At 46.8% G+C, this 22,764-nt stretch carries 23 protein-coding genes; 11 read left to right on the forward strand and 12 right to left on the reverse strand.

All coding sequences use genetic code 11. The features are described from left to right. The first annotated feature begins 161 nt into the window (after positions 1 to 161). Entirely contained in the window at positions 162 to 929 is a 768-nt protein-coding gene (locus QVE09_RS22905) for a class I SAM-dependent methyltransferase (protein WP_315938657.1), read from the forward strand. A 311-nt stretch (positions 930 to 1,240) separates the two neighbouring features. Here QVE09_RS22905 and QVE09_RS22910 read toward each other — a convergent pair whose 3' ends face one another. Continuing rightward, positions 1,241 to 2,275, reverse strand: coding sequence for an NADH:flavin oxidoreductase/NADH oxidase (locus QVE09_RS22910; RefSeq protein WP_315938658.1), 1,035 nt, complete (start codon positions 2,273 to 2,275; stop codon positions 1,241 to 1,243). A gap of 48 nt (positions 2,276 to 2,323) precedes the next feature. Then, positions 2,324 to 2,515 (reverse strand): tautomerase family protein, encoded by a 192-nt coding sequence (locus QVE09_RS22915; protein ID WP_017691642.1) that lies wholly within the window; start codon positions 2,513 to 2,515, stop codon positions 2,324 to 2,326. A 488-nt stretch (positions 2,516 to 3,003) separates the two neighbouring features. Between QVE09_RS22915 and pepT the strand changes: the two genes are divergently transcribed. Next, the gene (pepT, locus tag QVE09_RS22920; protein ID WP_315938659.1) at positions 3,004 to 4,242 is read left to right on the forward strand and encodes a peptidase T; all 1,239 of its coding nucleotides are present in this window, start codon (positions 3,004 to 3,006) and stop codon (positions 4,240 to 4,242) included. A gap of 135 nt (positions 4,243 to 4,377) precedes the next feature. Here pepT and QVE09_RS22925 read toward each other — a convergent pair whose 3' ends face one another. After that, positions 4,378 to 5,070, reverse strand: coding sequence for a Crp/Fnr family transcriptional regulator (locus QVE09_RS22925; protein ID WP_315938660.1), 693 nt, complete (start codon positions 5,068 to 5,070; stop codon positions 4,378 to 4,380). 664 nt (positions 5,071 to 5,734) lie between these two features. Between QVE09_RS22925 and QVE09_RS31555 the strand changes: the two genes are divergently transcribed. After that, the gene (locus QVE09_RS31555; protein WP_397387086.1) at positions 5,735 to 6,193 is read left to right on the forward strand and encodes a methyl-accepting chemotaxis protein; all 459 of its coding nucleotides are present in this window, start codon (positions 5,735 to 5,737) and stop codon (positions 6,191 to 6,193) included. Positions 6,194 to 6,340: 147 nt separating this feature from the next. On the opposite strand, the gene QVE09_RS22935 is transcribed toward QVE09_RS31555, so the two are convergent. Next, positions 6,341 to 7,777, reverse strand: coding sequence for an alanine/glycine:cation symporter family protein (locus QVE09_RS22935; RefSeq protein WP_315938662.1), 1,437 nt, complete (start codon positions 7,775 to 7,777; stop codon positions 6,341 to 6,343). Between the two features lie 330 nt (positions 7,778 to 8,107). Here QVE09_RS22935 and QVE09_RS22940 point away from each other — a divergent pair, with 330 nt between their 5' ends. After that, positions 8,108 to 9,037, forward strand: a complete 930-nt coding sequence (locus tag QVE09_RS22940; RefSeq protein WP_249913770.1) for a response regulator — start codon at positions 8,108 to 8,110, stop codon at positions 9,035 to 9,037. Positions 9,038 to 9,213: 176 nt separating this feature from the next. Here QVE09_RS22940 and QVE09_RS22945 read toward each other — a convergent pair whose 3' ends face one another. Beyond that, positions 9,214 to 9,390 carry an aspartyl-phosphate phosphatase Spo0E family protein gene (locus tag QVE09_RS22945; protein WP_017691636.1) on the reverse strand — a complete coding sequence of 59 codons (177 nt, stop codon included), beginning with the start codon at positions 9,388 to 9,390 and terminating at the stop codon, positions 9,214 to 9,216. A 435-nt stretch (positions 9,391 to 9,825) separates the two neighbouring features. Between QVE09_RS22945 and QVE09_RS22950 the strand changes: the two genes are divergently transcribed. Together QVE09_RS22950 and QVE09_RS22955 are read left to right on the forward strand one after the other, a co-directional pair. Next, positions 9,826 to 10,449, forward strand: a complete 624-nt coding sequence (locus tag QVE09_RS22950; RefSeq protein ID WP_091012490.1) for an acetate uptake transporter — start codon at positions 9,826 to 9,828, stop codon at positions 10,447 to 10,449. A gap of 209 nt (positions 10,450 to 10,658) precedes the next feature. Continuing rightward, positions 10,659 to 11,171: an acyl-CoA thioesterase gene (locus tag QVE09_RS22955; protein WP_124116913.1), complete on the forward strand. Its 513-nt coding sequence runs from the start codon at positions 10,659 to 10,661 to the stop codon at positions 11,169 to 11,171. Positions 11,172 to 11,212: 41 nt separating this feature from the next. Here the strand turns inward: QVE09_RS22955 and QVE09_RS22960 are convergent, their stop codons facing one another. Next, entirely contained in the window at positions 11,213 to 12,289 is a 1,077-nt protein-coding gene (locus QVE09_RS22960) for an anthranilate phosphoribosyltransferase (protein ID WP_315938663.1), read from the reverse strand. Positions 12,290 to 12,307: 18 nt separating this feature from the next. Continuing rightward, the gene (locus QVE09_RS22965) at positions 12,308 to 12,901 is read right to left on the reverse strand and encodes an ANTAR domain-containing response regulator (RefSeq protein WP_315938664.1); all 594 of its coding nucleotides are present in this window, start codon (positions 12,899 to 12,901) and stop codon (positions 12,308 to 12,310) included. A 611-nt stretch (positions 12,902 to 13,512) separates the two neighbouring features. Between QVE09_RS22965 and nirB the strand changes: the two genes are divergently transcribed. From nirB to cobA, 4 genes are read left to right on the forward strand one after another with little or no spacing between them, the layout of a single operon-like run. Further along, on the forward strand, positions 13,513 to 15,954 hold the full coding sequence (nirB, locus tag QVE09_RS22970) for a nitrite reductase large subunit NirB (RefSeq protein ID WP_315938665.1): 2,442 nt from the start codon (positions 13,513 to 13,515) through the stop codon (positions 15,952 to 15,954). Positions 15,955 to 15,969: 15 nt separating this feature from the next. Then, entirely contained in the window at positions 15,970 to 16,287 is a 318-nt protein-coding gene (gene nirD, locus QVE09_RS22975) for a nitrite reductase small subunit NirD (RefSeq protein WP_315938666.1), read from the forward strand. A gap of 38 nt (positions 16,288 to 16,325) precedes the next feature. Then, positions 16,326 to 17,207 (forward strand): formate/nitrite transporter family protein, encoded by an 882-nt coding sequence (locus QVE09_RS22980; RefSeq protein WP_315938667.1) that lies wholly within the window; start codon positions 16,326 to 16,328, stop codon positions 17,205 to 17,207. Further along, the gene (cobA, locus tag QVE09_RS22985; RefSeq protein WP_315938668.1) at positions 17,204 to 17,974 is read left to right on the forward strand and encodes a uroporphyrinogen-III C-methyltransferase; all 771 of its coding nucleotides are present in this window, start codon (positions 17,204 to 17,206) and stop codon (positions 17,972 to 17,974) included. Before QVE09_RS22980 ends, cobA begins: the two co-directional genes overlap by 4 nt. A gap of 9 nt (positions 17,975 to 17,983) precedes the next feature. On the opposite strand, the gene QVE09_RS22990 is transcribed toward cobA, so the two are convergent. Continuing rightward, positions 17,984 to 18,622: a TetR/AcrR family transcriptional regulator gene (locus tag QVE09_RS22990; protein ID WP_315938669.1), complete on the reverse strand. Its 639-nt coding sequence runs from the start codon at positions 18,620 to 18,622 to the stop codon at positions 17,984 to 17,986. A 195-nt stretch (positions 18,623 to 18,817) separates the two neighbouring features. Here QVE09_RS22990 and QVE09_RS22995 point away from each other — a divergent pair, with 195 nt between their 5' ends. Further along, positions 18,818 to 19,585, forward strand: a complete 768-nt coding sequence (locus tag QVE09_RS22995) for an SDR family NAD(P)-dependent oxidoreductase (protein ID WP_076332059.1) — start codon at positions 18,818 to 18,820, stop codon at positions 19,583 to 19,585. Between the two features lie 273 nt (positions 19,586 to 19,858). Here the strand turns inward: QVE09_RS22995 and QVE09_RS23000 are convergent, their stop codons facing one another. From QVE09_RS23000 to QVE09_RS23015, 4 genes are all read right to left on the reverse strand, one after another. After that, positions 19,859 to 20,083, reverse strand: coding sequence for a hypothetical protein (locus tag QVE09_RS23000; protein ID WP_315938670.1), 225 nt, complete (start codon positions 20,081 to 20,083; stop codon positions 19,859 to 19,861). Positions 20,084 to 20,124: 41 nt separating this feature from the next. Beyond that, positions 20,125 to 20,379, reverse strand: a complete 255-nt coding sequence (locus QVE09_RS23005; RefSeq protein ID WP_124116914.1) for a hypothetical protein — start codon at positions 20,377 to 20,379, stop codon at positions 20,125 to 20,127. A gap of 201 nt (positions 20,380 to 20,580) precedes the next feature. Further along, positions 20,581 to 21,918 carry a sensor histidine kinase gene (locus tag QVE09_RS23010; protein WP_315938671.1) on the reverse strand — a complete coding sequence of 446 codons (1,338 nt, stop codon included), beginning with the start codon at positions 21,916 to 21,918 and terminating at the stop codon, positions 20,581 to 20,583. Continuing rightward, complete coding sequence (locus QVE09_RS23015; RefSeq protein ID WP_315938672.1) at positions 21,918 to 22,595, reverse strand: response regulator transcription factor; 678 nt, start codon at positions 22,593 to 22,595, stop codon at positions 21,918 to 21,920. The genes QVE09_RS23010 and QVE09_RS23015 overlap by 1 nt, the downstream gene beginning before the upstream one ends. Positions 22,596 to 22,764 lie beyond the last annotated feature (169 nt).

The raw sequence follows: 22,764 nt of genomic DNA on the forward strand, positions 1-22,764 counted from the left end.
GTATCCACCCTATAATTGGAACATATTCCATAAAAGGTGCGTGATTCCTATGATAGTCTGCTCTGAAAAATCCAATTCCAACCGTTGCCGGAAGGGATAATCCTGCTGACTTCCCTTCCACGTTTTCATTTTAATACATTTGAATGTGGGGGACACCTATTATGTCATTCAGTTATTACGGTCCATTATGCACCGCCGTTTATGATCTAACGAAACCTGTGGGACACTCCTTGGAAGGAGACATTGAATTCTATCGCCATTATCTTCAGCGCTGCAAAGGACGTATCCTTGAAGCCATGTCGGGATCAGGCCGAGTGCTCATTCCTTTACTTGAAGCAGGCCTGAAGGTGGATGGACTTGATTATTCAACCGATATGATCAACTCTTGCCGTTCTCGTTGTATGGAGCGAGCATTACCCATGCCTGAGTTGTTCGTTGCCAATCTGGAGAAGCTTGACCTTCCCTATCGATACGAGGCAATTATCATTCCCGGAGGTTCTTTGCTCCTCATCCAAGACAGACAGGCGTCGATTAACGCATTACGTAATCTATTTCAGCATTTAGAACCTGGCGGCAAGCTCGTGTTTGATCTGTTTCTGCCCGATGTGACACAACCCTCTTCTGTAGAAACATCAATTGTTTCATTACCCGATGGTGATACGATCACGGTAGAAGTGAAAACCATTGAAGTGAACCTTCTTCACCAGTACTTAGTAAGTCTCATTCGCTATGAGCAATGGCATCAGGGTGCTCTTGCCGATACGGAGCTGCAACAACTCACCCTGCGTTGGTACGGCATAGAAGAGTTACGCCTAATTCTCGAACACATTGGTTTCTCTGACATCAAAGTGTACGCCAACTTTAACCCGGACCAGCTACCTACACAGTCGAATCAAAAATTCGTCTATGAAGCGACTCGAAGAGCGTAGCCATCCGTAATTGGATGGATATGCTGATGCTTCTCACTATAAAAAAATAGGCCACAGCAAAGGTTATCCCCTGCTGTGGCCTATTTTACTATATAAAATTTGCAATAACATTTACATGAGAACGCAGAGGGCAGAAATAGCCTGAAGAAGCGGAGCGTTCGCCTAAAAGCTTTCTGAAAGAAAGCTACATCGGAAGCTTACGCTATCCTCAGATTTTCACCTTTGAAAAAGTGAATCAAAAAAATCTGGGGATAACAGCGATCGGAAGGTTATTCTGTCATCGGAGTGGCAAGTGTAAATGTTAGTGCAAGTTAGTATCCACGCGAATATTGTTCCGCAATAGCAGCTTGATCCTTGCTGACACCCAGTTCCAGAGCGGCATGGTTCGCCCAGTACGGATCACGCAGCATGCCTCTGCCAACGGCAACCAGATCCGCATCGCCGTTTCCAATCACCGCCTGAGCCAATGCTGCATCCTCCAGCATACCCACTGCGATTACAGGAACGTTCAGTTCTTCACGGAAGCGACGGGCAAATGGCACTTGATACCCTGGATAGTTCCCCGGTTTTCTCTGTCCGGAAGGTCCTTCGCCACCTGAGCTGATATGGAACATGTCCACGCCTGCATCTTGGTAGGCACGAGCGATATTGATCGTGTGGTCGATATCGTATCCACCATCCGCGTATTCTATGGCCGAAATCCGCAAAATCAGCGGCATGTCTGCTGGCATTTCTTTTTTCGCTGCCCGAATGACTTCAACGCCAAAACGGGACAGATCCTGCCCATATGCATCCTCGCGATGGTTCATCAGCGGAGAATGGAACTGGTGGATCAGGTATCCATGTGCGCCATGCAGCTCAATGGTATCCACTCCAGCCTGTACTGCGCGGCGAACACCGGCTGCGAACTTCTGCACCATGGCTTCTACCTCTTCGGTACTTAACGCACGTGGTTCCTTGTACTTTTCTCCCGGGAATGTAACTACCGATGGGGCAACCGGCTGCGGTGCATCCTCTGCTTTTCGTCCCGCATGTGCGATCTGAATAGCTACTTTGGAGCCGTAGGCATGAATTCCATCGACAAGTTTGGTGAAGGCAGGCACATGCTCATCTGACCATATACCCAAGTCATTATCGGTAATACGTCCATCCGGATCTACATCGGTCATCTCGATTACAATCAGTCCTGTTCCTCCAACCGCACGGCTCACATAGTGAACCTGATGCCAATCGTTCGGAATGCCGTCCTTCGCAGTGACAGAATATTGGCACATCGGTGCCATGACGACACGGTTATTTAATTGCAGACTCTTGAATTGATAAGGGGAAAATAATTGTTCAGTCATTGATGTTGCATCTCCTGTTCCATGATCATGATATATATGAAGCCTTACTTATTTGTCTAAGTCCGAAAACAGTTTTCCATTCTTGCCGTAATTGTCCTTCTCCAAATCCTCAATGAAGATAAAGACTTTGCTCGGATCAACATCCAGTGTCTCACAAGCCACCTGAGTCATACGTTCAATCAACTGACGTTTCTGCTCGACCGACTTGCCTTCCAGTACCTTAACCGTGATAAATGGCATGTCTTGAACACATCCTTTCTTCATCATTTATTATGAACCTCAGTTATAGAAATACAAGTACGTACATTTTTGTGACCTAGTACCCTTTTTGATACCTAGGAATCCTCATAATTCGGCTCTGCCCCATTCTGGAAATGACTGCACAACATGATATGATAACCATAGAGAACCACAATAATTACTATACCCAATTTACATAAGTTGTGACTAACGGTTACACGATAACGGAGAGGGCAGAAATAACCTGTAGAAGCGGAGCTAAAAGCTTTCTCCAAGAAAGCTACTTCGAAAGCATACACTTCGCCTAAAAGTTTTCTGAAAGAAAGCTGCATCGAAAGCATACGCTATCCTCAGATTTTTACCTTTGTAACAGTGGATCAAAAAATCTGGGGATAACAGCGATCAGAAGGTTATTCTGGCCTCGTAGTGGATCAGTGTAAGACAAGTAGCTCAACTTATATACTACTCAAGCTAGGGAGCGATAATAGATGAAAGATATTTTAATTCAAAGACTGAGTACTTATGTTCAGATGGATACCCAATCCGATGAAAATAGCGAGACATGCCCTTCCACACCCGGCCAACTGGCTTTGGGCAAACTGCTCGTTGAAGAGTGTACCTCCATTGGTCTGCAAGATGTGACGATGGATGAGAACGGTTATGTCATGGCTACACTGCCATCCAATACCGACAAGGATGTTCCCGTAATCGGTTTCCTGGCTCACCTCGATACAGCGACCGACTTTACTGGCAAAAATGTCAAACCACAGGTTATCGACAACTATGACGGTGCTGATATAGTGCTGAACTCGGAGCTGGATGTAGTACTGTCCAACAAGGATTTCCCGGAGCTGCACGAGTATAAAGGCCACACCCTGATCACAACCGATGGTACAACGTTGCTTGGTGCAGATAATAAGGCAGGTATTGCCGAGATTATGACCGCGATGGCCTATCTGATTGAACACCCGGAAGTGAAACACGGTAAGATTCGGGTTGCTTTTACCCCGGATGAAGAGATTGGCCGTGGACCGCACAAGTTCGATGTAGCTGCTTTTGGAGCCAAATATGCTTACACGGTTGATGGCGGACCGCTTGGTGAGCTGGAATACGAGAGCTTTAACGCAGCTGCCGCCAAAATTACCGTACGAGGCACCAATGTGCATCCTGGAACTGCAAAGGATAAGATGGTGAACTCTCTGAAAATTGCGATGGAATTGAATCGACGTCTGCCTGTGGAGGAAGCTCCTGAATTCACGGACGGTTATGATGGTTTTTACCATCTGTTGTCTCTGGAGGGTGACGTTGAGCTGACAAAGATGAGCTACATTATCCGTGATTTCGATCGGGAGAAGTTTGAAGAGCGCAAAACAAATCTATTGAATATCGCAAACGAACTGAAGACCAAGTATGGAGAGAAAAGAATCACAATTGAATTGAATGACCAGTACTATAACATGCGCGAGAAAATTGAACCCGTACGCCAGATCGTCGACATTGCCCATGAAGCCATGACCCGACTGGATATCGAACCTGTTATTCGCCCCATCCGGGGAGGAACAGATGGTTCCCAGCTATCCTATATGGGCATGCCAACACCAAATATTTTCACTGGTGGTGAGAACTATCATGGCAAATTCGAATATGTATCGGTAGACAATATGGTGAAGGCAACCCGTGTCATTGTAGAGATCGCTCAATTGTTCGAGCAACGCGGAGATATCTAATTCACTTGAAGTGCATTGCAAAAAGAGCACCCCTTGGTATATTCGGGAGGGTGCTCTTTGTTATGTCGTATTGTATTTTATTGTGTCGCGTCATGTCGCTTAGATATGCAGGCCTGGTCTTAATTTTAAATGCCATCACTCATATATATTGCCTCCCGCGATGACACGCAACTGTTCCAGATCACAGATCACTAGCTTTCGCTGCACTTTGCTAATAATATCTCGATTACACAGATCTTGAACGACTCTATTAAGATGCCTATAGCTGGTGCCCAGCATATCGGCCAGTTCGGTGAGCTTGGAGGTCTGGATCTCTTCCGAAGAGGACTCGTCCTGGCCCATTGTGGACAACAGATAGCTGGCAAATCGGCTCTCGACCGGATATAACATATTCAGACTCGACAGGTTGGAAAAGGTATACAATTTGTGCGTAACTTGACCGAGCATGAAGTGGAGAAACTTAGGGTTCTCTGCATACGTATTCTGGAGAGCGCGATAGCTGATACCCAGCAAGAGGCTTTTGCTCACCGACTCTACCGTATTCATAGCCTCCTTGCCATTTACCAGTTCCAAATCTCCCACGAGCGCAAGTGGTGTACTGAAACGAAGCAACAGAGACTTCCCGTTAGGCAGGGTGGTATAGATCTTGAGCTTGCCCTGCACGAGAAAATACAATCGCTCGGGTCGTTCACCTTTGGCACATATCATCTCGCCCTTTGCAGCCTCAAGTAGTCTCAACTCAGTGAGTGCAGTCTCGTCCAGCACCTGATCGAGCCCATTCTCACGGGCCAGTTGCCGAACAAGTCCAAAGTTCATAATTTCTTTCATCCCGACTTCCCCTCCGTTGTCGTAAATAACGCACACAAAAGGACATATGTCCCATAAATGATATACAATCGTACAAATATCTTGATATAAAAATAGTTACAACTAACACTTATATCCAATAAATCAGTTCACATGGTAAATATTTAAAAATTTAATCATAAAATGTTCATTCTTTCATGCAAAATGCCGTTCACGAAAAGCCCTTCCTGTCCGATGAAAGATAGAGCATTCCATAGATCGATAAATAAAATACATTCAAATATTGAAAGGATGGTCCTCTTCCATGAACGTTGTAGATGCCCTGCTTAAAGTAATGCCTTATATCAGCCTGATCCTCAGAGAACCAGCCAGTTTGACTCTTTATGATCACGAAAAAGTATTAGAGGTCATTATGACAGATAAATTTGATCTTGGTTTTGAAAAAGGAATGACACTCTTGGAATCGTATCAAAACTTTGCCATCTTAAAAAATGGAAGAGAAGCTACTCTCTCTACTCTCTCCAAGGAAGTTTATGGTATTGAACTGGATATTTTGAACATTCCGATCTTTGATGATCAACAAAAAGTCGTTGCTGTTTTCTGTGTATCTTACGATCAATCCAATCAGAACCAACTTGAAGATATTATACAAGAAAATCAAACCATCAATGGTAACCTCGTTGATATGGTGCAGCATGTCGCCGCTCATGCCGAAGAATTGCAAGCAACCAGTGAACAGATCTTGCAGAACACAAGACTTGCTGTTCAGAACTCTTCCCAAATCAACAAAGTAGCCGGGTTCATCCGTGAAATCTCTGAACAAACCAACTTGCTTGGCCTCAATGCCGCTATTGAAGCCGCTCGTGTTGGTGAAGCTGGTGCCGGCTTCGGTGTGGTGGCTTCGGAAGTACGCAAACTCTCTGTGGATGCCAAACAAGCTACAAGTGATATCGATACCAGTCTGAGAGATGTACAACAGGTCATCAAACAGATGGAAGTTGAAGTCTCCCAGATTGCAGCCTCTTCACAGGAACAAGCCACGCTTGTAGCATCCTTTACGGATGTGATTGAGCAGCTTAATGTAACAGGGGAACGAATGAAAACTCTATCCGAACAACTGATCAGTTATTCGGTTAAAAAGTAATCAAAATATATCTTTTGATGAACTTTAGCTAGTGCAAAAATAGATTTTATATGCAACAAACAGGACTCGGGTTGCCCATGATGGATAATCCAAGTCCTGTTGTTTGTTGTGTCCATTTTATATAACCAACTACGTTCAGATAAAATCTTAATTGGCTACATGTATTGATTTATCTCCAATAACTTCTTCTTCCGACTGCCAGCATTCCACTTCACCCGGAATATGAATCCGGTCCCGGGTAAAGACGGGATCACGGCCTTCAGCCTTCTGTTTCTTGTAGTCCTTCAACGCTTCGAAAGTCACCTTGGACAGCATCAGAATTGCAATCAGGTTCACCACCACCATGAGCCCCATGAACAGGTCAGCCAAATCCCATACCAGCTGCACTTTGGCTACCGCACCAAACACCACCATCGCGATAACGCAAATGCGGTATACCCACAGCCAAACTTTGTTGGATTTGATAAACTCAATGTTGGTTTCTCCATAGTAATAATTTCCGATTAGTGTACTGAAGGCAAACAGGAACACCATAACCGCCAGGAATCCCGATGCCCATGAACCAATATGTACACTTAATGCAGCCTGAGTTAATTCAATGCCACCCAGATTGGAACCTTTGTATACCCCGGATAGCAAAATAATCATGGCTGTGCTTGTACATATCACTAACGTATCTGTAAGCACGCCAAACGCCTGAATAAGTCCCTGTTTCACCGGATGTGTTGTATCCGCCGTTGCAGCAGCATTCGGGGCACTACCCATCCCCGCCTCATTGGAGAACAATCCGCGTTTCACACCGTTCATCAGTGCAGCGCCCAACGTTCCGCCAGCAACTTGTTCAATGCCGAAGGCATTTTTGACGATCAACGCAATCATGGCCGGAAGCTGAGTAATGTTCGCCAGCACCACAAAAGCCGCTACCCCAATGTACAATACGGCAAGCACCACGACGATGTATTCCGACGCTTTTGCAATCCGTTTGACACCGCCCATAATAATTCCTGCAAATACCACGGCCATAATGATCCCTATCGTTAACCGATCCGTGCCAAATGAGTTCTCAAATGCAACGGTAATCGTGTTAGACTGCACCGCATTAAAGACTAAACCGAATGACAACGTAATGAGAATGGCAAATAAAATCCCCATCCAGCGTTTGCCCAACCCACGTTCCATATAATACGCCGGACCCCCGCGGAATCCACCCTTATCCTTCACTTTATAGATCTGAGCCAGCGTACTCTCCACAAAACTGGAGGCCGACCCGATAATTGCAATGATCCACATCCAGAATATAGCCCCAGGTCCACCCAGTGCGATAGCCAGTGCAATACCGGTAATATTCCCTGTACCTACACGGGCCGCCATACTAATACAGAACGCCTGAAAAGGTGAAATTTTGCCTGGTTCCTTGCTTTTCGGCTCTAGAAGCACCTTCACCATGTCTCCAATCATGCGGAATTGCATGAATCGGGTCTTGGTGGTGAAGTATATGCCACATACTACCAATAGTATAATTAACACTTTGGACCATAGAAAATCATTGAAAATGCCGACAATATCTTGTATTGTTTGCTCCATCGGTATGCCCCTTTTTATGGTGTATTTCAAGTACAGAGATGAGTCACGTGAAAAGTTTGTACCATTCTGCACAACACTAGCCCCAGACTTCGGGATGTTACTTATACTACAAGGGCACCTACGGAAATCGACAAATACCTACATGCAATTTCTAGATTTATTTTAAAAATGGGCTTTGATCGCCCAATCATTGTCATTTAACCTGACATGTCGGGTTCTATGCAAGAAGGAAAGGAACGATTACACTGGAACGAGAGTTCATCGCGGCGTTAACCGCCTTTACCATAGATTTATCAATCACACCATTCGCAGAGAAAGGGAATGACTGACATGCGTTATTTTATCGTGGATGATGATCCTGGCGTTCGTTCCATGTTGATGGATATTATTGAGGATGAAGGCCTGGGCGATATTGCCGGGGAAGCTGAGGACGGAGCACATATTCACGCGGAATTGTTGGAACTGCATAAGGTGGATGTACTGCTGATTGATCTGCTGATGCCCCAACGAGACGGGATTCAGACTGTGCGAGCACTTGAAGGAAGGTTCGAGGGCAAGATCGTCATGATCTCCCAGATCGAGTCGAAAAATATGATCGGTGAAGCCTATTCACTAGGCATTGAATATTATATTACGAAGCCGATTAACCGGTTGGAGATTCTATCTGTTCTGCGGCTGGTGAGCGAAAGGCTTCGGATGCAGCAATCCATCGCAGATATTCAGCGGACATTGCAGGGATTGTCCGGGTTGAATTCTATCGAACGTACCGCAGCTCCGGTTCCGGACAAAACAATTACGACAGCAGGACATTTCCTGCTGTCCGAGATGGGCATGATCGGTGAAGCGGGCAGCAGGGATCTGCTGGACATGCTGGAATATCTGGAGCAGGTAGAGACAGATGAGCATAAGCTGTCCCCCTATACGTTCCCATCCCTCAAAGACATCTTCCAGAATGTAGCGATACGTAAACTGGGAGAGGACGCCTCTCTCGCAGAGGTGAACAAGGAGATCAAGGCATCCGAACAACGTGTTCGCAGGGCCATCTTCCAGACACTGAGCCATGTGGTTTCTCTGGGATTAACAGATTATACACATCCCAAGTTCGAGAACTATGCATCCAAATTTTTCGATTTCACCGAAATTCGCAAAAAAATGCTGGAGCTGCAAAATAACGTTGAGCCTTCCTTGTCCCAGACACGCATTAATACAAAAAAGTTCGTACAGGTCCTATATTTGGAAGCCAAACGATTGCTGCATTAAACAGATAGATAATTGATATTTTGCAAAAAAACAAACGGGCATGAATACTATGCTGGTATGGTACCACCTCTTCAACTGAGGCAGTCCATTCCGGCTGTATTCATGCCCGTCTGTACGATCAAACGTTACAATTTATGTGATTCGTTCCGTATATAAAAATCAAAATCGCTTCGGGTTCAGGCCCGTGAATGGTTTCGGCTAATTCGGTTATACTCATTAATCAATTCGTCCAATGCCATAGACTGTCGAATCACATCCGGATGCCCAAGACCACCCTTGTTATGCTCTACCAGCATATGAAGGTTATGTCTGGCCTTCTCTATTTTATTTTTCAAATCCAAACTCATAACCATGACCCCTGATACCTCCTTATTCTGTGAACCATTTTAGTTTTTCCTGTCAATCTATAGTTGGATTAACATATGGCATAGGAGACAAGGATGTTTTGTATTCTTCTCCAAATTTTGATAAAGATTATTTTATCACACAAGAGCTTATCCGAAAATGGCTGATATGACGCAATTTTAGTGGTCTTATCGAGGGTTCGATTGTAGCGTCTGGCCTCATTATTTACCGCCAGAACGGATTGTGTCGTAAATGTGTATATTGAAAAAACAAAAAGTCTATTGGTTCAAAAGGTAATAAAATCCCTTTCCATAATGGGGTCATTCAGGTACAATAGGGCGATGTGTGTGTCCGGACCCGGCGGATACAAATGATGTAATTTAGAGGACGGCCAACGACGGCCATTGATCCTGATTTGATATTATTGGAGGCTTATCATCACCATGCAGACCGATTCACAGACTAAAGTCAAAATTGTTAACGCCGATCCCAGCGCAATGGGATTATTTGGGTTGGCTATCGTAACCCTGGTCGCTTCTTCCCAAAAGCTTGGCATTACGGATGGACTTAGCTACGCTATTCCTTGGGCGATCTTCCTGGGTGCCTTTGCCCAGTTATTCGCATGTATTCAAGATTCCAAACGCAACAACACCTTCGGCACAACAGCTTTCGGCGCGTATGCATTCTTCTGGTTTGCCATGGCGGCCAACTGGATGATCAAAATGGGCGTATTTGGCTCCACGCTTGCTGAACAGGCCGATGGCAAGCAGCTCGGATTTGCTTTTGCCGGATACCTCGTATTCACCCTGTTCATGACAATCGGTGCTATTGAAGCAAATAAAGTATTGCTTATCATCTTCATTCTGATTGACTTCCTGTTCCTTGGCTTGACTTTTGACGCTTTCGGCGTAGCTCCTCACATTTTCCACACCATTGCAGCATACGCTGAAATGGCGATCGGAATTGTGTCCCTGTATGGTACAGGTGCTTCGGTACTGAACGCTCACTTCGGCTATGCGTTCTTGCCTATCGGCAAACCGTCCGGCATTTTCAAGCCCAAGGCTTAATATACAGCAGTAAACCGCCAGCGCGCCGGTCCGCGCCTGGCGGTTTTTTTGCAGTCTGACTTCATTTGAATATGTATCTGACCTACACCTATACTAGGGATAACAGATCAAAAAAAGACCCTGCAACACATGAAATGAAATGTCACAGCAGCCATACTGTAAGGAGGAAAAGCATGAGAGAGATACCGAAACCTACGGAGATGGATCAGGTGGAGAAAAAATATGTACGTGAAACACGTTGTTTCAAGACGGCGCGGGTGTTCCCAACCGATGTCAACAATCATAATACGCTTTTTGGCGGCAAGCTGATGTCCTACATCGATGATATTGCATCCATCGCCGCTTCGAAGCTATGCCGGGTCAATACCGTAACGGCTTCAACCGACTCTGTCGATTTCCTGTACCCGATTAACCCAACGGACTCCGTTACGCTGGAATCGTTCGCGTCCTGGACAGGACGCAGTTCTATGGAGATTTTTGTGAAGGTGATTCGAGAGGATCTGAAGACCGGAGAGAAGAAAATTGCGGCGACTGCATTCCTGACCTTTGTGGCCCTGGACGAAAATAATCGCAAACTGATCGTACCCCGCATTATCCCGGAGACGGAAGAAGAGAAGAAACTATACGAGACCGCTCCGGATCGGGCGGCCATGCGGAAGAGGCGGCGGGAAGAGAGCAAGAAATTCGCCGACTTCCTGACCGTCACTTATCCATGGGAATAAAAACACGCTAAACAATAACAAGATTGAACACAAGCATTACATTATCTGGACGATGCCGGATAGATGGACACCGCTCTATTATCCGGCAGTTCGCCACCCATGGAGACACACCACTGTTGGTAGAGGCGATATGCTGCCCCACTCTCCAGCAACCCCTGACAAGTGTATATGCCCTCTTCGATGGAATTGACACGCCCCGCCGCGTACAAGCGGAAACCTCCATTTAACAAGACCTGATTCACAAAAGCAATATGACCGTCACCGCTTAATACACTTTCCGCCACTTCAATCTGCTTCGTAGCCGTCCAGACCAGTTCCGGCACGGGCATATCCAGTTCATAGGCTGCAGGATCAACCAATTCCAGCTTCATATCGCCGTCTTCCACAGCGTATACGCGGGTTGGCCGATCAATATACAGATCCTCAGAACCTTCCATTCCCTGTACAACATAAGCACGACGATAGTTAAACCGGGTGAGCAACTTCGCAATCCGATCCAGAAAGGTATTATGAAACACACCAAACACCAAATACGGTGAATGATTATAATCAATCAGTTTCTCTGCTGTGTTAAACACCGTTCGAAAACCCAACTCTTCCCGTAACGGACGAAGCTTACGAAGAGGCTCGCACCAGTCCTCGGAGGACACGTACATGACACCTGAACGCATCGCAGCGCTCTGAGCATCTTCCCGATCCATCTTGTGTGTATCAATTCCCACTTCCTTCAAAAGTACCGACAGCGTGACGCCCCACTTGGGCGGTAAAGGATCACTCCCGTGCAAAGTCACCGGCAACCCGGCCGCCGCGAGTACAAACGCAACCGGAAACGTGGCCATGAACGACTTTGTCCGCCCATCATAAGGGCCAGCGCAGTCCAATCCATCCTCAAATATGGAGAAACGTTCCGCACTGTTACGACATGCATGAACAAAGGCTTCCAGTTCCTCGACGTTTTCCATTTTCATTCGTTCAGCCATTAGAAACGCAGCCGTCTGGGCAGGGGAAACCTCCTGTTTCAGGATTTTCTCTGCAACGGTCAGTGCCTCTGTGTAATTCAGATCACGCGAGCCTCGTTTCCCACGTCCGACTTCTCGGAGTATCTGAGACATATCCATGGAGAATCCTCCTTCCAATTAAGACTGGAGCAGTTGATGTGCCTTCACAATTGCTGTGGCTACATCAACCATCCGTTTGCGTTCATCCATCGCTTTCTTGCGTAACAGGTCATAGGCTTCGGCCTCGGAGATCTGCTTCAGATCACTAAGGATGGCCTTCGCCATATCAATCCACTTCCGATCCTCCAGCCTGGATTGCAGCTGCTTCCGTTCCTGCTCCCACTGTTTGCGTTCCATGTAGCGCCGAGCTGCAAAGTGAAGAGTCCAGTGGATCTCGGGCCCGGTCATGGATGGTGTAAGAATTCCATCAAATGAAGTTTCGACCTCGCAGGATTCTGCGGAGGAAGAGACCGTATCTGGCGCGCACCACCAGAGCAGCGGGGAATCCGACTCCCCCTTTCCCAGGCAGTTCCCCCAGTATTCCACATCAGTCAGGGATAGGTGCAAAATGGATGCCTCCGCCTCACGAGCTAGCTTCACCGCTTCCGTTTCACTGCCCGCCACCTGTACATGGTACCCGTTTGCTCCCAGCAGCCTCTCCGGTGTCAGAGGGATTGCATCGGATGAGGCAGCTATCATCGGTTGAACACGGATGACCAATAAAGATCGCATGATGGATCAATCCCTCCCTACTTGCGTATAATCAGAGTCCACAATATTTAAGACGTTAATACACGAAAGCAATAAACATGTTACATTACCTAACAAAAATTAAGTAGTGACGATTATGCGTCTTATTTTCAACATTAGAATGATCTTTTCATGCCTCAAAATGATCTTTTTATGCCTCATCATGTTGCAATAAAAAAGGCTCGAACACTATACATGGCACCTTTTCTACAGTGTTTATCGTATTCAGCGTGCTAACGTTATCTAAATCCTTCAAATTATGAAAATATACTCGTAAAATGTCGTCGTCCATTCAATATTCCAATAAACTCATGTAAACATAATTAACTTTAAATTTCAAATACTTTTTTATGTTAACTATATTGACATGGATAGACCAATCTTTTATAGTTAAGCCATAACAACTCCATATTTGAATCGATCACAGTTACAACGGCGTAGCTGGTTGAAACGGCAATGAAGCCTGTTTTGCAATCTCGGAGCAAGGGATGCGTATGTATATGCGCAGTCCTCCGAGGCATAACAGGCTTTTTCGATTTTAGAGACAAGGTTTCGAGGCAGTTTGCAGAATGGACCTAAGGGGGCTAATCATAATGAGTACAACGAAAAAACTGGTGCTGGTCGGCAATGGCATGGCGGGAATCCGCACAATCGAACATATCCTTAAGCTTGCTCCACACGCTTATGAAATTACAGTTTTCGGCGCAGAGCCGCATCCCAACTACAACCGGATCATGTTATCTTCTGTACTGGCTGGCGGAACATCCATCGAAGATATCGTAATCAACGAGTGGAGCTGGTACGAAGATAACCGCATTCGGGTGTACCCGGGTGACCCGGTCGTTCAGATTGATACCAAGCGCAAGGAAGTTGTATCTCAAAATGGTGTACGCGCAGCCTATGATGAGCTGATTATGGCAACCGGTTCACAAGCGTTCATCCTCCCGCTTCCCGGCGCTAACAAGGAAGGCGTGATCGGGTTCCGAGATATTAAAGACTGCGAGACCATGATGGCAGCATCACAAAAGTATCGTAAAGCTGCCGTCATTGGAGGCGGATTGCTAGGACTGGAAGCAGCCAGGGGGCTGCTAAATCTGGGCATGGACGTCACGGTCATCCACATTAACGGTCATCTGATGGACCGGAATCTGGATCTCCCGGCAGGACTGATGCTCCAGCGTGAGCTTGAAGAGCAAGGCATGAAGTTCCTTTTGAACAAACATACCGAAGAAATCACAGGCAAACATCGAGTAAAAGCCATTCGTTTCACCGATCAAACGGTACTTGAAGCGGATCTGGTTGTCATGGCTGTCGGGATTCGCCCTCAGATTGAACTGGCTCGCAATACCGGCCTCGATGTGAATCGTGGAGTCATTGTAGATGATTATATGCATACCAGCATCCCTAGTATATCTGCCGTCGGCGAATGTGCAGAACACCGCGGTATTGCCTACGGACTGGTTGCTCCATTATATGAACAAGGTATGGTGCTCGCAAAACGCCTGGCTGGCGCGGCAACCGAAGGATACGATGGTTCGGTCACTTCTACCAAGCTGAAAGTATCCGGGGTTGACGTTTTCTCTGCCGGACAATTCAAAGACGCTGCGAACACGCGCAGCATTCGTATTCAGGATGATGTCGATGGTGTGTACAAAAAGATGGTGATTAAGGATGGGCAGCTGATTGGAGCTGTACTGTTTGGGGATACCACAGATGGCGCATCGCTGTTTTCTCTCATTAAGAGTGGCGAGAACATCAGCGGTCGGGAGAAAGAAATTTTGCTCGGCGTACCTTCCGGTAGTTCAGGCTCTGGTCCATCTGTCGCAGAACGTATGGCGAGTATGACGGATGACGAGATCGTCTGTGGTTGTAACGGTGTTACCAAAGCTTCCATCGGAGACGCTGTTCTGAATAAAGGCTGTAACACCCTTGGTGCAATCAAATCCTGCATCAAAGCCTCCGCTTCTTGCGGTGGATGCAAACCGATTATCGAAAACCTGCTCACGTATTATGCCGGCGATAATGTAGGCGAACAGACCAAAGAAGGCATCTGTGGTTGCACATCCTATGATCGGGATGAGATTGTTGCACAGATCAAAGAAATGGGACTCAAAAGCGTGAAGGAAGTTATGAACGTTCTCGGTTGGGATGAGCCGGAAGGTTGTTCCAAGTGTCGTCCTTCCCTGAACTATTATCTCGGTATGATCTGGCCGGCTGAATACACAGATGAGCGTGTATCCAAATTCACCAATGAACGTTATCACGCCAATATCCAGAAGGATGGTACCTACTCCGTTATTCCACGGATCTATGGTGGTGTCACTTCTCCAGCGGAATTGATCAAAATTGCAACTGTCGCAGAGAAATACGATGTGCCGTTGGTGAAATTCACGGGTGGACAACGTCTCGATCTGCTTGGTGTACAAAAGGAGAACCTGCCGAAGATCTGGGAAGAGCTCGATATGCCTTCCGGTTTTGGTTATGGCAAGGCGCTGCGTACGGTGAAGACTTGTGTAGGTAATACGTTCTGCCGATTCGGCACGCAGGATTCCATCGAGATGGGTATTCGTTTGGAGAAAAAACTCGACAAAATGGTGGCTCCAGCCAAAGTGAAGCTCGCTGTTTCCGGATGTCCGCGGAACTGTGCAGAAGCGACCATCAAGGATCTGGGTGTTGTCGCCATTGATGGCGCTTGGGAGATTCATGTTGGCGGTAACGCCGGAGTTAAGGTTCGTGCAGCCGAGCTACTCTGTACGGTGAAGACCGATGCGGAAGTGGAAGAGTGGACTTACTCTTACCTGCAATATTATAGAGAGAATGCAAAATGGAATGAGAGAACAGCGGCTTGGATTGAACGGGTAGGTCTGGATCATGTGAAGGAAGCATTGGCGGATCGGGATGTACGTCTCGCTCTGGTTGAACGTCTGGAAGTTACCCTGGGTCACACGGTTGATCCTTGGAAAGAAATCATTCAAGACGAGAAATTGCGTAAAAACTTCACCCCACTGTCCGGTGCCGAGCCGGTAACCCACTAGAAGAGGAGGAACAGCATGAACAAATTCCGGATTGGACACCTTGCAGATATTGATGAAAAGGGAGCACGAACCTTCCTGATACAGGATACGGAAATTGCAGTCTTCAAACTGAGCGACGGAAGTCTGCATGCCATCGAGAATCGCTGCCCTCACAAGGGTGGCAAGCTGTCGGAAGGCATGGTGTGCGGGACAGCGGTTCATTGTCCTTTGCATGATTGGAAGATTGATCTGCGTAACGGTAAGGTACATGAGCCGGATGAAGGCTGCTTGAATACCTACAAAACAGAAGTGGACGGCAACAGCGGAGAAATCTACATCACAATTGCGGGTTAAAGGGCTGGAGATACCCTGACATCAAGGAGGCGTGCGCTATGGATTTTGTTAAACCTGCAGAAGTGCTGCAATCGATGGTCGAAGCTGGTGAGAGCAAAGCCAGAATGAATCGGATACAGATGCTGATCCGCGGTTTTCTGGCAGGGGCGATCCTTGCTTTTGCAACCACATTGGCATATACCGCTGTAACTCAAACTTCCGTTGGTTTGGCAGGTGCACTGATATTCCCCGCGGGATTTGTCATTATTATTCTGCTGGGCCTTGAATTGGTGACAGGAAACTTTGCGATGCTTCCACTCGCCATGATGAAACGCAGAATCACACTGATGGATATGCTCCGAAATTATTTCTGGGTGATCACAGGTCATCTGCTCGGATGTGCATTCTATGCTCTGTTATACGGCATGACCATTACCAAGATGGGTACGGATATGAGCAACCCTCTGATTCAAACGCTGATCCAGACCAGTGAAGCCAAAACATTGGGATATCAGCATTTGGGCGGAGCAGGCATTGTACTGGTGATCATCAAGGCCATTCTATGTAACTGGATGGTCGCACTCGGGGCAGTGATGGCGATGACATCCACTTCTACTCTGGGTAAAATCGTAGCGATGTGGCTGCCTATTACGATATTTTTCGCCCAAGGTTTTGAACACGCTGTGGTGAACATGTTTGTCATTCCCGCAGGCATGATGCTCGGTGCACAGGTCAGTGTCGCTGACTGGTGGCTGTGGAATCAGATCCCGGTGTTGGTGGGTAACCTCATTGGCGGAGCTGTATTTACAGGCCTTGGTCTATATGCCGCCCATCACTGGGGAAATCCTGTAAAGCTCTCATCCAAACTGGCAACCATTCCGGGTGGTCGTTCAGGATTGGCAAGTTCCGATGTTACACCGAAATTGGGGACACGACCATGAGCCGGGGCCTGGTTAGTATTGTTGGCGCTGGTCCTGGAGATCCGGATCTAATTACGGTAAAAGCCCTGAAACGTATTCAGTCCGCAGATGTCATTATGTATGATCGACTTGTGAATGATCAATTGCTCGCTGAGGCTCGTGAAGGAGCACTCCGCATCTACTGCGGCAAGGCGCCGGGCCTTCACTCCATGAGTCAGGAGATGATTGGACGAATGCTGGCTGCACATGCAGCGGAAGGCAAACAAGTTGTACGACTCAAGGGTGGCGATCCGTTTATCTTTGGCCGTGGTGGTGAAGAAGCGCTTGTGCTGGCGGAAGCAGGGATTGCATTTGAGATCATTCCCGGCATCACTTCAGCTGTAGGCACATCCGCTTCATCCCTTATTCCGTTAACCCATCGTGGGATTGCTTCATCATTCGCATGTGTCACGGGAACTGGCAGTGATGGGTATGTTTCATCAGTTCGCTGGGACCTGCTCGCCCATAGCGTGGATACACTGGTCATCTACATGGGCATTTGCCAACTACCCCAGATTCAACATGAATTGCTTCACCATGGAAAAAGTGGACACACCCCTGCAGCTTTAATCGAACGGGGAACCACTTCGGAGGAACGGATTATTATCGGCACACTTGCCGAACTCCACTCCCTCGCCTTGTCACATCAAGTGAATAATCCGGCATTAATCATGATTGGAGAGTCGGTCCTGATTCGCGAACAGCTGCTTCAGATGCAACAGGCCGCAAACGCCTCCATGACCGGATAATCTGACTCTCTAATCCAACATCATACGCTCGTGAATAGTCCGGCCCTTCTGCCCTGGTTCAATCAGCAGACGGGTCGGTTTGATGTTAATCAGTGCCGTCAGCTGCTCTCCCATATAATGCGCAGAATACTTGAATCCAATCTCCGCCCAATGCATAATCACGCCCACCGTAGCAGATACCAGATAACTTAACATGATATCGTAATTAATAGTATGCTCGCTATCTTCGGTCACCAGTACAAAATCTTCGGTTAAGTACGTTCTAAACATATTACACAGTCGGGAACCCATATCGGAATGCATCGTCATTAATGCTCGGAAAATATCCTGATGGGCTTCTATATATTCAAATACCGGCATCGTGGATGGCAGCAATGCCGTCATATCCACTTCTTTGAGCTGTGCGTATGGTTCTGCATAAGCCTGTCCTACCCCTTGCATGAAGTCATCCAGAATGAACTGCAATAACTCCGGTTTGCCGGGAAAATGTAAATAGAAGGTTCCGCGGTTATAATCCGCCCGTTCCGTAATATCCCGAATGGTTAAAGCGTCTGCGCCCTTCTCCAATATCAAAGAAACCGCCGCAGCGATGATTGCATCCTGCGTTCTTCGTGCTCTCCGGTCCTGAGGATGTTCGATAATCAACATTTTCGCCTCCTTTGTTCATTATTGTAAACTAAATGAACACCGCTTACATCTCTGTCCAATAGCTGACATATGCGCTGTCAATGATTATTGTCACACGGCTATGTATATCTTAACATTGAGACAGGAAAGATAGACGACAGGTTGAAACTTTTTTTAAGAAATACCTGCCAATAATGAATAAGGAGCGAATATATCATGAGTACATCGTATACACATACAGCCGTTATTACAGGAGCAGCCGGAGGCATTGGTAAAGAATTGGCACGCCGCCTGGCAGAGCGCAAAATCAATCTGGTACTGGTCGACCTGAATGAAGAAGCCATCCAACAAACAATTACCGATCTGAACCTCGACAAGGAGCACGTCATCGCCGTAAAAGCAAACGTATCCCAAGAAGCAGACGTGAAAAACTATGTGCAAAAAGCTTTGGATGCTTTTGGCCGTATCGATTATTTTGCCAACAATGCCGGGATTGAAGGTCCAACAGGACTAATCGAAGACCTGAGTGTTGAAGCACTCGACACCGTGTATAACGTCAACATTCGTGGCGTATTCCTGGGTCTGCAAAATGTCATTCCCGTTATGAAAAAACAAAAATCCGGTGCGATTCTCAATACCTCTTCCCTCGCGGGTCTGATGGGCGCACCTGCCGTATCTCCATATATTATGTCCAAACATGCCGTAGTTGGCCTCACGCGTACCGCTGCCAATGAACTGGCACCTTACAATATCCGCGTTAACGCTGTATTGCCAGGCACAATCAATACCCGCATGATGCGCCAGATCGAAGCTAATTCCGGCAACGTGGAAGATTATCAATCTGCTACGGTATCTGCCATTCCAATGGGCCGTTACGGTGAACCGGAAGAAGTTGCTGCGGTAATGAACTTCCTGTTGTCCGAAGAAGCATCCTATGTAACAGCTTCCCTCTACACTGTAGATGGCGGCATGATGGGTCAATAAGAAGTTGTAAACGGTAGGAGCACTCGACAGGGTGGGTCGATAGAGCTTCAATTCCCTCCTTAGAAAAGTTATACCGACAGGTGTTCCCGAAGGGATGCCTGGTTGCTACAATCTAAAAAAGGCCTCAACACCACAGTATTGTGGAGTTGAGGTCTTTTTTATAGTATAACACTTGCCATGCATAAGGCTGCATATGTGACCACTCTAACGAACCTAGGACACCTTATATCGGCAAAAAGCGCTTATTTCCCGGACTAACGAATCTCAGACACGCTAATTCCGCAGAAATGCTGCAATTGCACCGAAAAGTCCTGAAATCCAGAGAATAACGTGTCTGAGATTCGTTACATTCCCAATCGAGTGAGAAATACCTGAATAGAGCGCGTCAGGTCGGTAGATTTTACCCGGATCACAGAAAGGCTTGATCGCTGGACTGAACAACCACCGCACACCAATAACCAAGCTCCTCATGCCGCCGATCATCGATACAAATCTCATTAAAACTCACGCAACAGTCTAAGCTCCAGATCTACGCTAACTTAATCTACGTATCCCGCATGGCCCTTGTCCATCAAATAGTCCATCTCAGCATCCAGGATGCTTTCCACGGTCAACTCATCCAGCTTCACATCTTTGCGACTAAGGATGTAGTCCGCCAGATCATCGCCGTCAATATCCACATCGTTACCTTTGGCATTTTCGTGCGCCTTGTTGATGTACGCTTGCTCATGCTTCAGCACAAGAGCGATGTTCGCCTGGCTTGCCTTCGTTTTATCTGCAATATATTGCATCATTTCTTGTTCATTAATTGCATTTGCTTCTGCCACGTTCAGTTCATCTCCTTGATTCATACATACTGTTGCCATTGTAGCATAGGTTAACCCATTACAGGCAGAACTTATGCCTGAAGAACGATTATAGAGCGGTAGCGAAGGTTTAGTGTTGAGCCGAAACGTAAGCAACATCTTTTCATACGCTGGCTCATCACGCCGTCCCTACGACAACCGCACGTAAAATGTAGCGCCCTCTCCGACCACACTTCGGGCGTACAACTCTCCTTTGTGCTGATCCACAATGGAACGAGCAATCGCCAGCCCCAGACCATGCCCACCATGTTTGCGGGCTCTGGAAGAATCCGTACGATAGAATCGATCGAAGATCCGATCCAGATGTTCCGGCGCAATGCCTTCCCCTGTATTGGACACGGCCAGCACGACATCATTATTCTGTTTCTGGAGGGTGACGTTTACCGACCCTTTGGGACCGGAATACTTCACAGCATTATCGAGCAGGATCAGAATGACCTGTTTGATCTGCTCACTATTCCCATGAACCGTAAGATTCGGCTCAATGTTGTAATCGAGGGAGATGTTTTTCTCAAAAATAACGGCCTCCATTGGCAAAATAATACTCTCTACCGCATCGCTCATATTAAACTTCGCATGAATCATCGTGGAGCGTGAGTCGTCCATCTGTGTCAGATAGAGCAGATCATTCGTAAGTCCGGTCATGCGCTCGGTTTCCGACTTGATATAGTGCAGCCACTTCGCCTGGTTAGCTATCGTATCCTCCTGATTCGCAAGCAGTACGTCGGTATTGGTATTGATGATCGCCAGAGGTGTCTTCAGCTCATGTGAAGCATCACCGATGAATTGTTTTTGCTTCTCAAACGCTTCTCTGACTGGTGCAATGGAGCGATTGGCAAAATAACGGCTCAGGAAGTAGATCACAATCAACATGATTAATCCAACAACAACAAATGTATAGATCAGATTCGTAAGAATACCTTGTTGCGCCGTCACATCAATGAATACGATCATATGCCCGGTACCACTCGAATCAACCACATAGGCCCAGTCCGTTCCATCCAGTGCAAATTGTCCAGTATGCCGTTCCGAATCACTAACTTTATTCTGGTCAACCTTTTGCAGCGCCTCCGTATAAAACGTATCTTCCATATCAAATTGAGAATGCGTATCCGTAACCTTCCACTGGTCATCCGTCTTGATCATGAACGAAACGGAACGTGCCGGAGGTGAGTTGGGATCACCCCAAGGTCTTCCATTATCACCACCCATGGCATCGGAGGGCAACGAACCTGAATTTGAACCTGTACCAGAGTCCGTCCCCGTCCCCCCATCTTCCCCACGCAGCATCTTGGATGAATTATAAGGACCGTGATAGAAATCAGACATCTTGTACAACTCCATATTTGTCTCACGTTGCACATTCTGATACGTAATCGTATAGATCGTCGCAAATGCCACCAGCATCAAAATGGATATGGAGACCAAATTCACGATCAGGAATCGATTTCGGAGTTTCTTGAACATCAGGACGTCACCTCAAGCACATACCCCACACCCCGAATCGTATTAATGCGAACTGCAGAGTTCAAGAAGGTTAATTTTTTGCGCAAAAACGAGATGTACACCTCCACATTGTTATACTCCACTTCCGAATCAAATCCCCATAACTTCTCAATAATCTGCTCTTTGGAGGTAATCGCCTGTTTGCGGGCAATCAACAGCTCCAGCAGCTCATTCTCCTTCAGATTCAGCTTGATCTCCTTACCTTTAACGCTCAGCTTCAACTGCGTTGTGTTCAGCTCAATGTCGCCGAATTTCAGTCCGTCCTCGGGAACCACTTCGCCCTTCCGCCTTAAGGCTGCACGAATCCGGGCCAGTAATTCCTCTGTGGCAAAGGGCTTGGCGATATAATCATCGGCACCATAATCGAGGCCTGTGACTTTGTCCGATAGTTCACCTTTGGCCGTAAGCAGAATGACAGGCGTATGATTACCTTCACTGCGGAGTTTCTTCAGGACGGTGATCCCGTCCATCTCCGGCATCATGATGTCGAGCAGTAACAGGTCGTAGATACCGCTCTGCGCATAATCGAATCCTGATCTGCCGTCGTGGACCATGTCCACGGAGTAGTTGTTTTTTTTCAAAATCTGCGATACAGCCTCTGCCAAATGAACCTCATCTTCCGCAATTAATATTCTCATGCTCTATTCATTCCTCTGCTTGAATTATTTCTCTCAATGGACTTGTTTTATATGTTCTTATTCTATCAATTAAACCTTGAATCAATCTTAATGCATTTTGTGCACGCGTACTATTATAGGAAGGTAAAAAAATGTTAACGCAATGTAAAATCATTTAAGATTCATTCAA

It is taken from the genome of Paenibacillus sp. ClWae2A (assembly GCF_032452295.1).
In the GTDB taxonomy this organism is placed as follows: Bacteria; Bacillota; Bacilli; order Paenibacillales; family Paenibacillaceae; genus Paenibacillus.

What these genes read in the sequence shown, in the direction of transcription:
- QVE09_RS22905 (WP_315938657.1), top strand. Translation starts at nt 162, where the DNA reads ATGTCATTCAGTTATTACGGTCCATTATGCACCGCCGTTTATGATCTA.
- QVE09_RS22910 (WP_315938658.1), bottom strand. Translation starts at nt 2,275, where the DNA reads ATGACTGAACAATTATTTTCCCCTTATCAATTCAAGAGTCTGCAATTA.
- QVE09_RS22915 (WP_017691642.1), bottom strand. Translation starts at nt 2,515, where the DNA reads ATGCCATTTATCACGGTTAAGGTACTGGAAGGCAAGTCGGTCGAGCAG.
- pepT (WP_315938659.1), top strand. Translation starts at nt 3,004, where the DNA reads ATGAAAGATATTTTAATTCAAAGACTGAGTACTTATGTTCAGATGGAT.
- QVE09_RS22925 (WP_315938660.1), bottom strand. Translation starts at nt 5,070, where the DNA reads ATGAAAGAAATTATGAACTTTGGACTTGTTCGGCAACTGGCCCGTGAG.
- QVE09_RS31555 (WP_397387086.1), top strand. Translation starts at nt 5,735, where the DNA reads ATGGTGCAGCATGTCGCCGCTCATGCCGAAGAATTGCAAGCAACCAGT.
- QVE09_RS22935 (WP_315938662.1), bottom strand. Translation starts at nt 7,777, where the DNA reads ATGGAGCAAACAATACAAGATATTGTCGGCATTTTCAATGATTTTCTA.
- QVE09_RS22940 (WP_249913770.1), top strand. Translation starts at nt 8,108, where the DNA reads ATGCGTTATTTTATCGTGGATGATGATCCTGGCGTTCGTTCCATGTTG.
- QVE09_RS22945 (WP_017691636.1), bottom strand. Translation starts at nt 9,390, where the DNA reads ATGGTTATGAGTTTGGATTTGAAAAATAAAATAGAGAAGGCCAGACAT.
- QVE09_RS22950 (WP_091012490.1), top strand. Translation starts at nt 9,826, where the DNA reads ATGCAGACCGATTCACAGACTAAAGTCAAAATTGTTAACGCCGATCCC.
- QVE09_RS22960 (WP_315938663.1), bottom strand. Translation starts at nt 12,289, where the DNA reads ATGGATATGTCTCAGATACTCCGAGAAGTCGGACGTGGGAAACGAGGC.
- QVE09_RS22965 (WP_315938664.1), bottom strand. Translation starts at nt 12,901, where the DNA reads ATGCGATCTTTATTGGTCATCCGTGTTCAACCGATGATAGCTGCCTCA.
- nirB (WP_315938665.1), top strand. Translation starts at nt 13,513, where the DNA reads ATGAGTACAACGAAAAAACTGGTGCTGGTCGGCAATGGCATGGCGGGA.
- nirD (WP_315938666.1), top strand. Translation starts at nt 15,970, where the DNA reads ATGAACAAATTCCGGATTGGACACCTTGCAGATATTGATGAAAAGGGA.
- QVE09_RS22980 (WP_315938667.1), top strand. Translation starts at nt 16,326, where the DNA reads ATGGATTTTGTTAAACCTGCAGAAGTGCTGCAATCGATGGTCGAAGCT.
- cobA (WP_315938668.1), top strand. Translation starts at nt 17,204, where the DNA reads ATGAGCCGGGGCCTGGTTAGTATTGTTGGCGCTGGTCCTGGAGATCCG.
- QVE09_RS22990 (WP_315938669.1), bottom strand. Translation starts at nt 18,622, where the DNA reads ATGTTGATTATCGAACATCCTCAGGACCGGAGAGCACGAAGAACGCAG.
- QVE09_RS22995 (WP_076332059.1), top strand. Translation starts at nt 18,818, where the DNA reads ATGAGTACATCGTATACACATACAGCCGTTATTACAGGAGCAGCCGGA.
- QVE09_RS23000 (WP_315938670.1), bottom strand. Translation starts at nt 20,083, where the DNA reads ATGAGATTTGTATCGATGATCGGCGGCATGAGGAGCTTGGTTATTGGT.
- QVE09_RS23005 (WP_124116914.1), bottom strand. Translation starts at nt 20,379, where the DNA reads ATGATGCAATATATTGCAGATAAAACGAAGGCAAGCCAGGCGAACATC.
- QVE09_RS23010 (WP_315938671.1), bottom strand. Translation starts at nt 21,918, where the DNA reads ATGTTCAAGAAACTCCGAAATCGATTCCTGATCGTGAATTTGGTCTCC.
- QVE09_RS23015 (WP_315938672.1), bottom strand. Translation starts at nt 22,595, where the DNA reads ATGAGAATATTAATTGCGGAAGATGAGGTTCATTTGGCAGAGGCTGTA.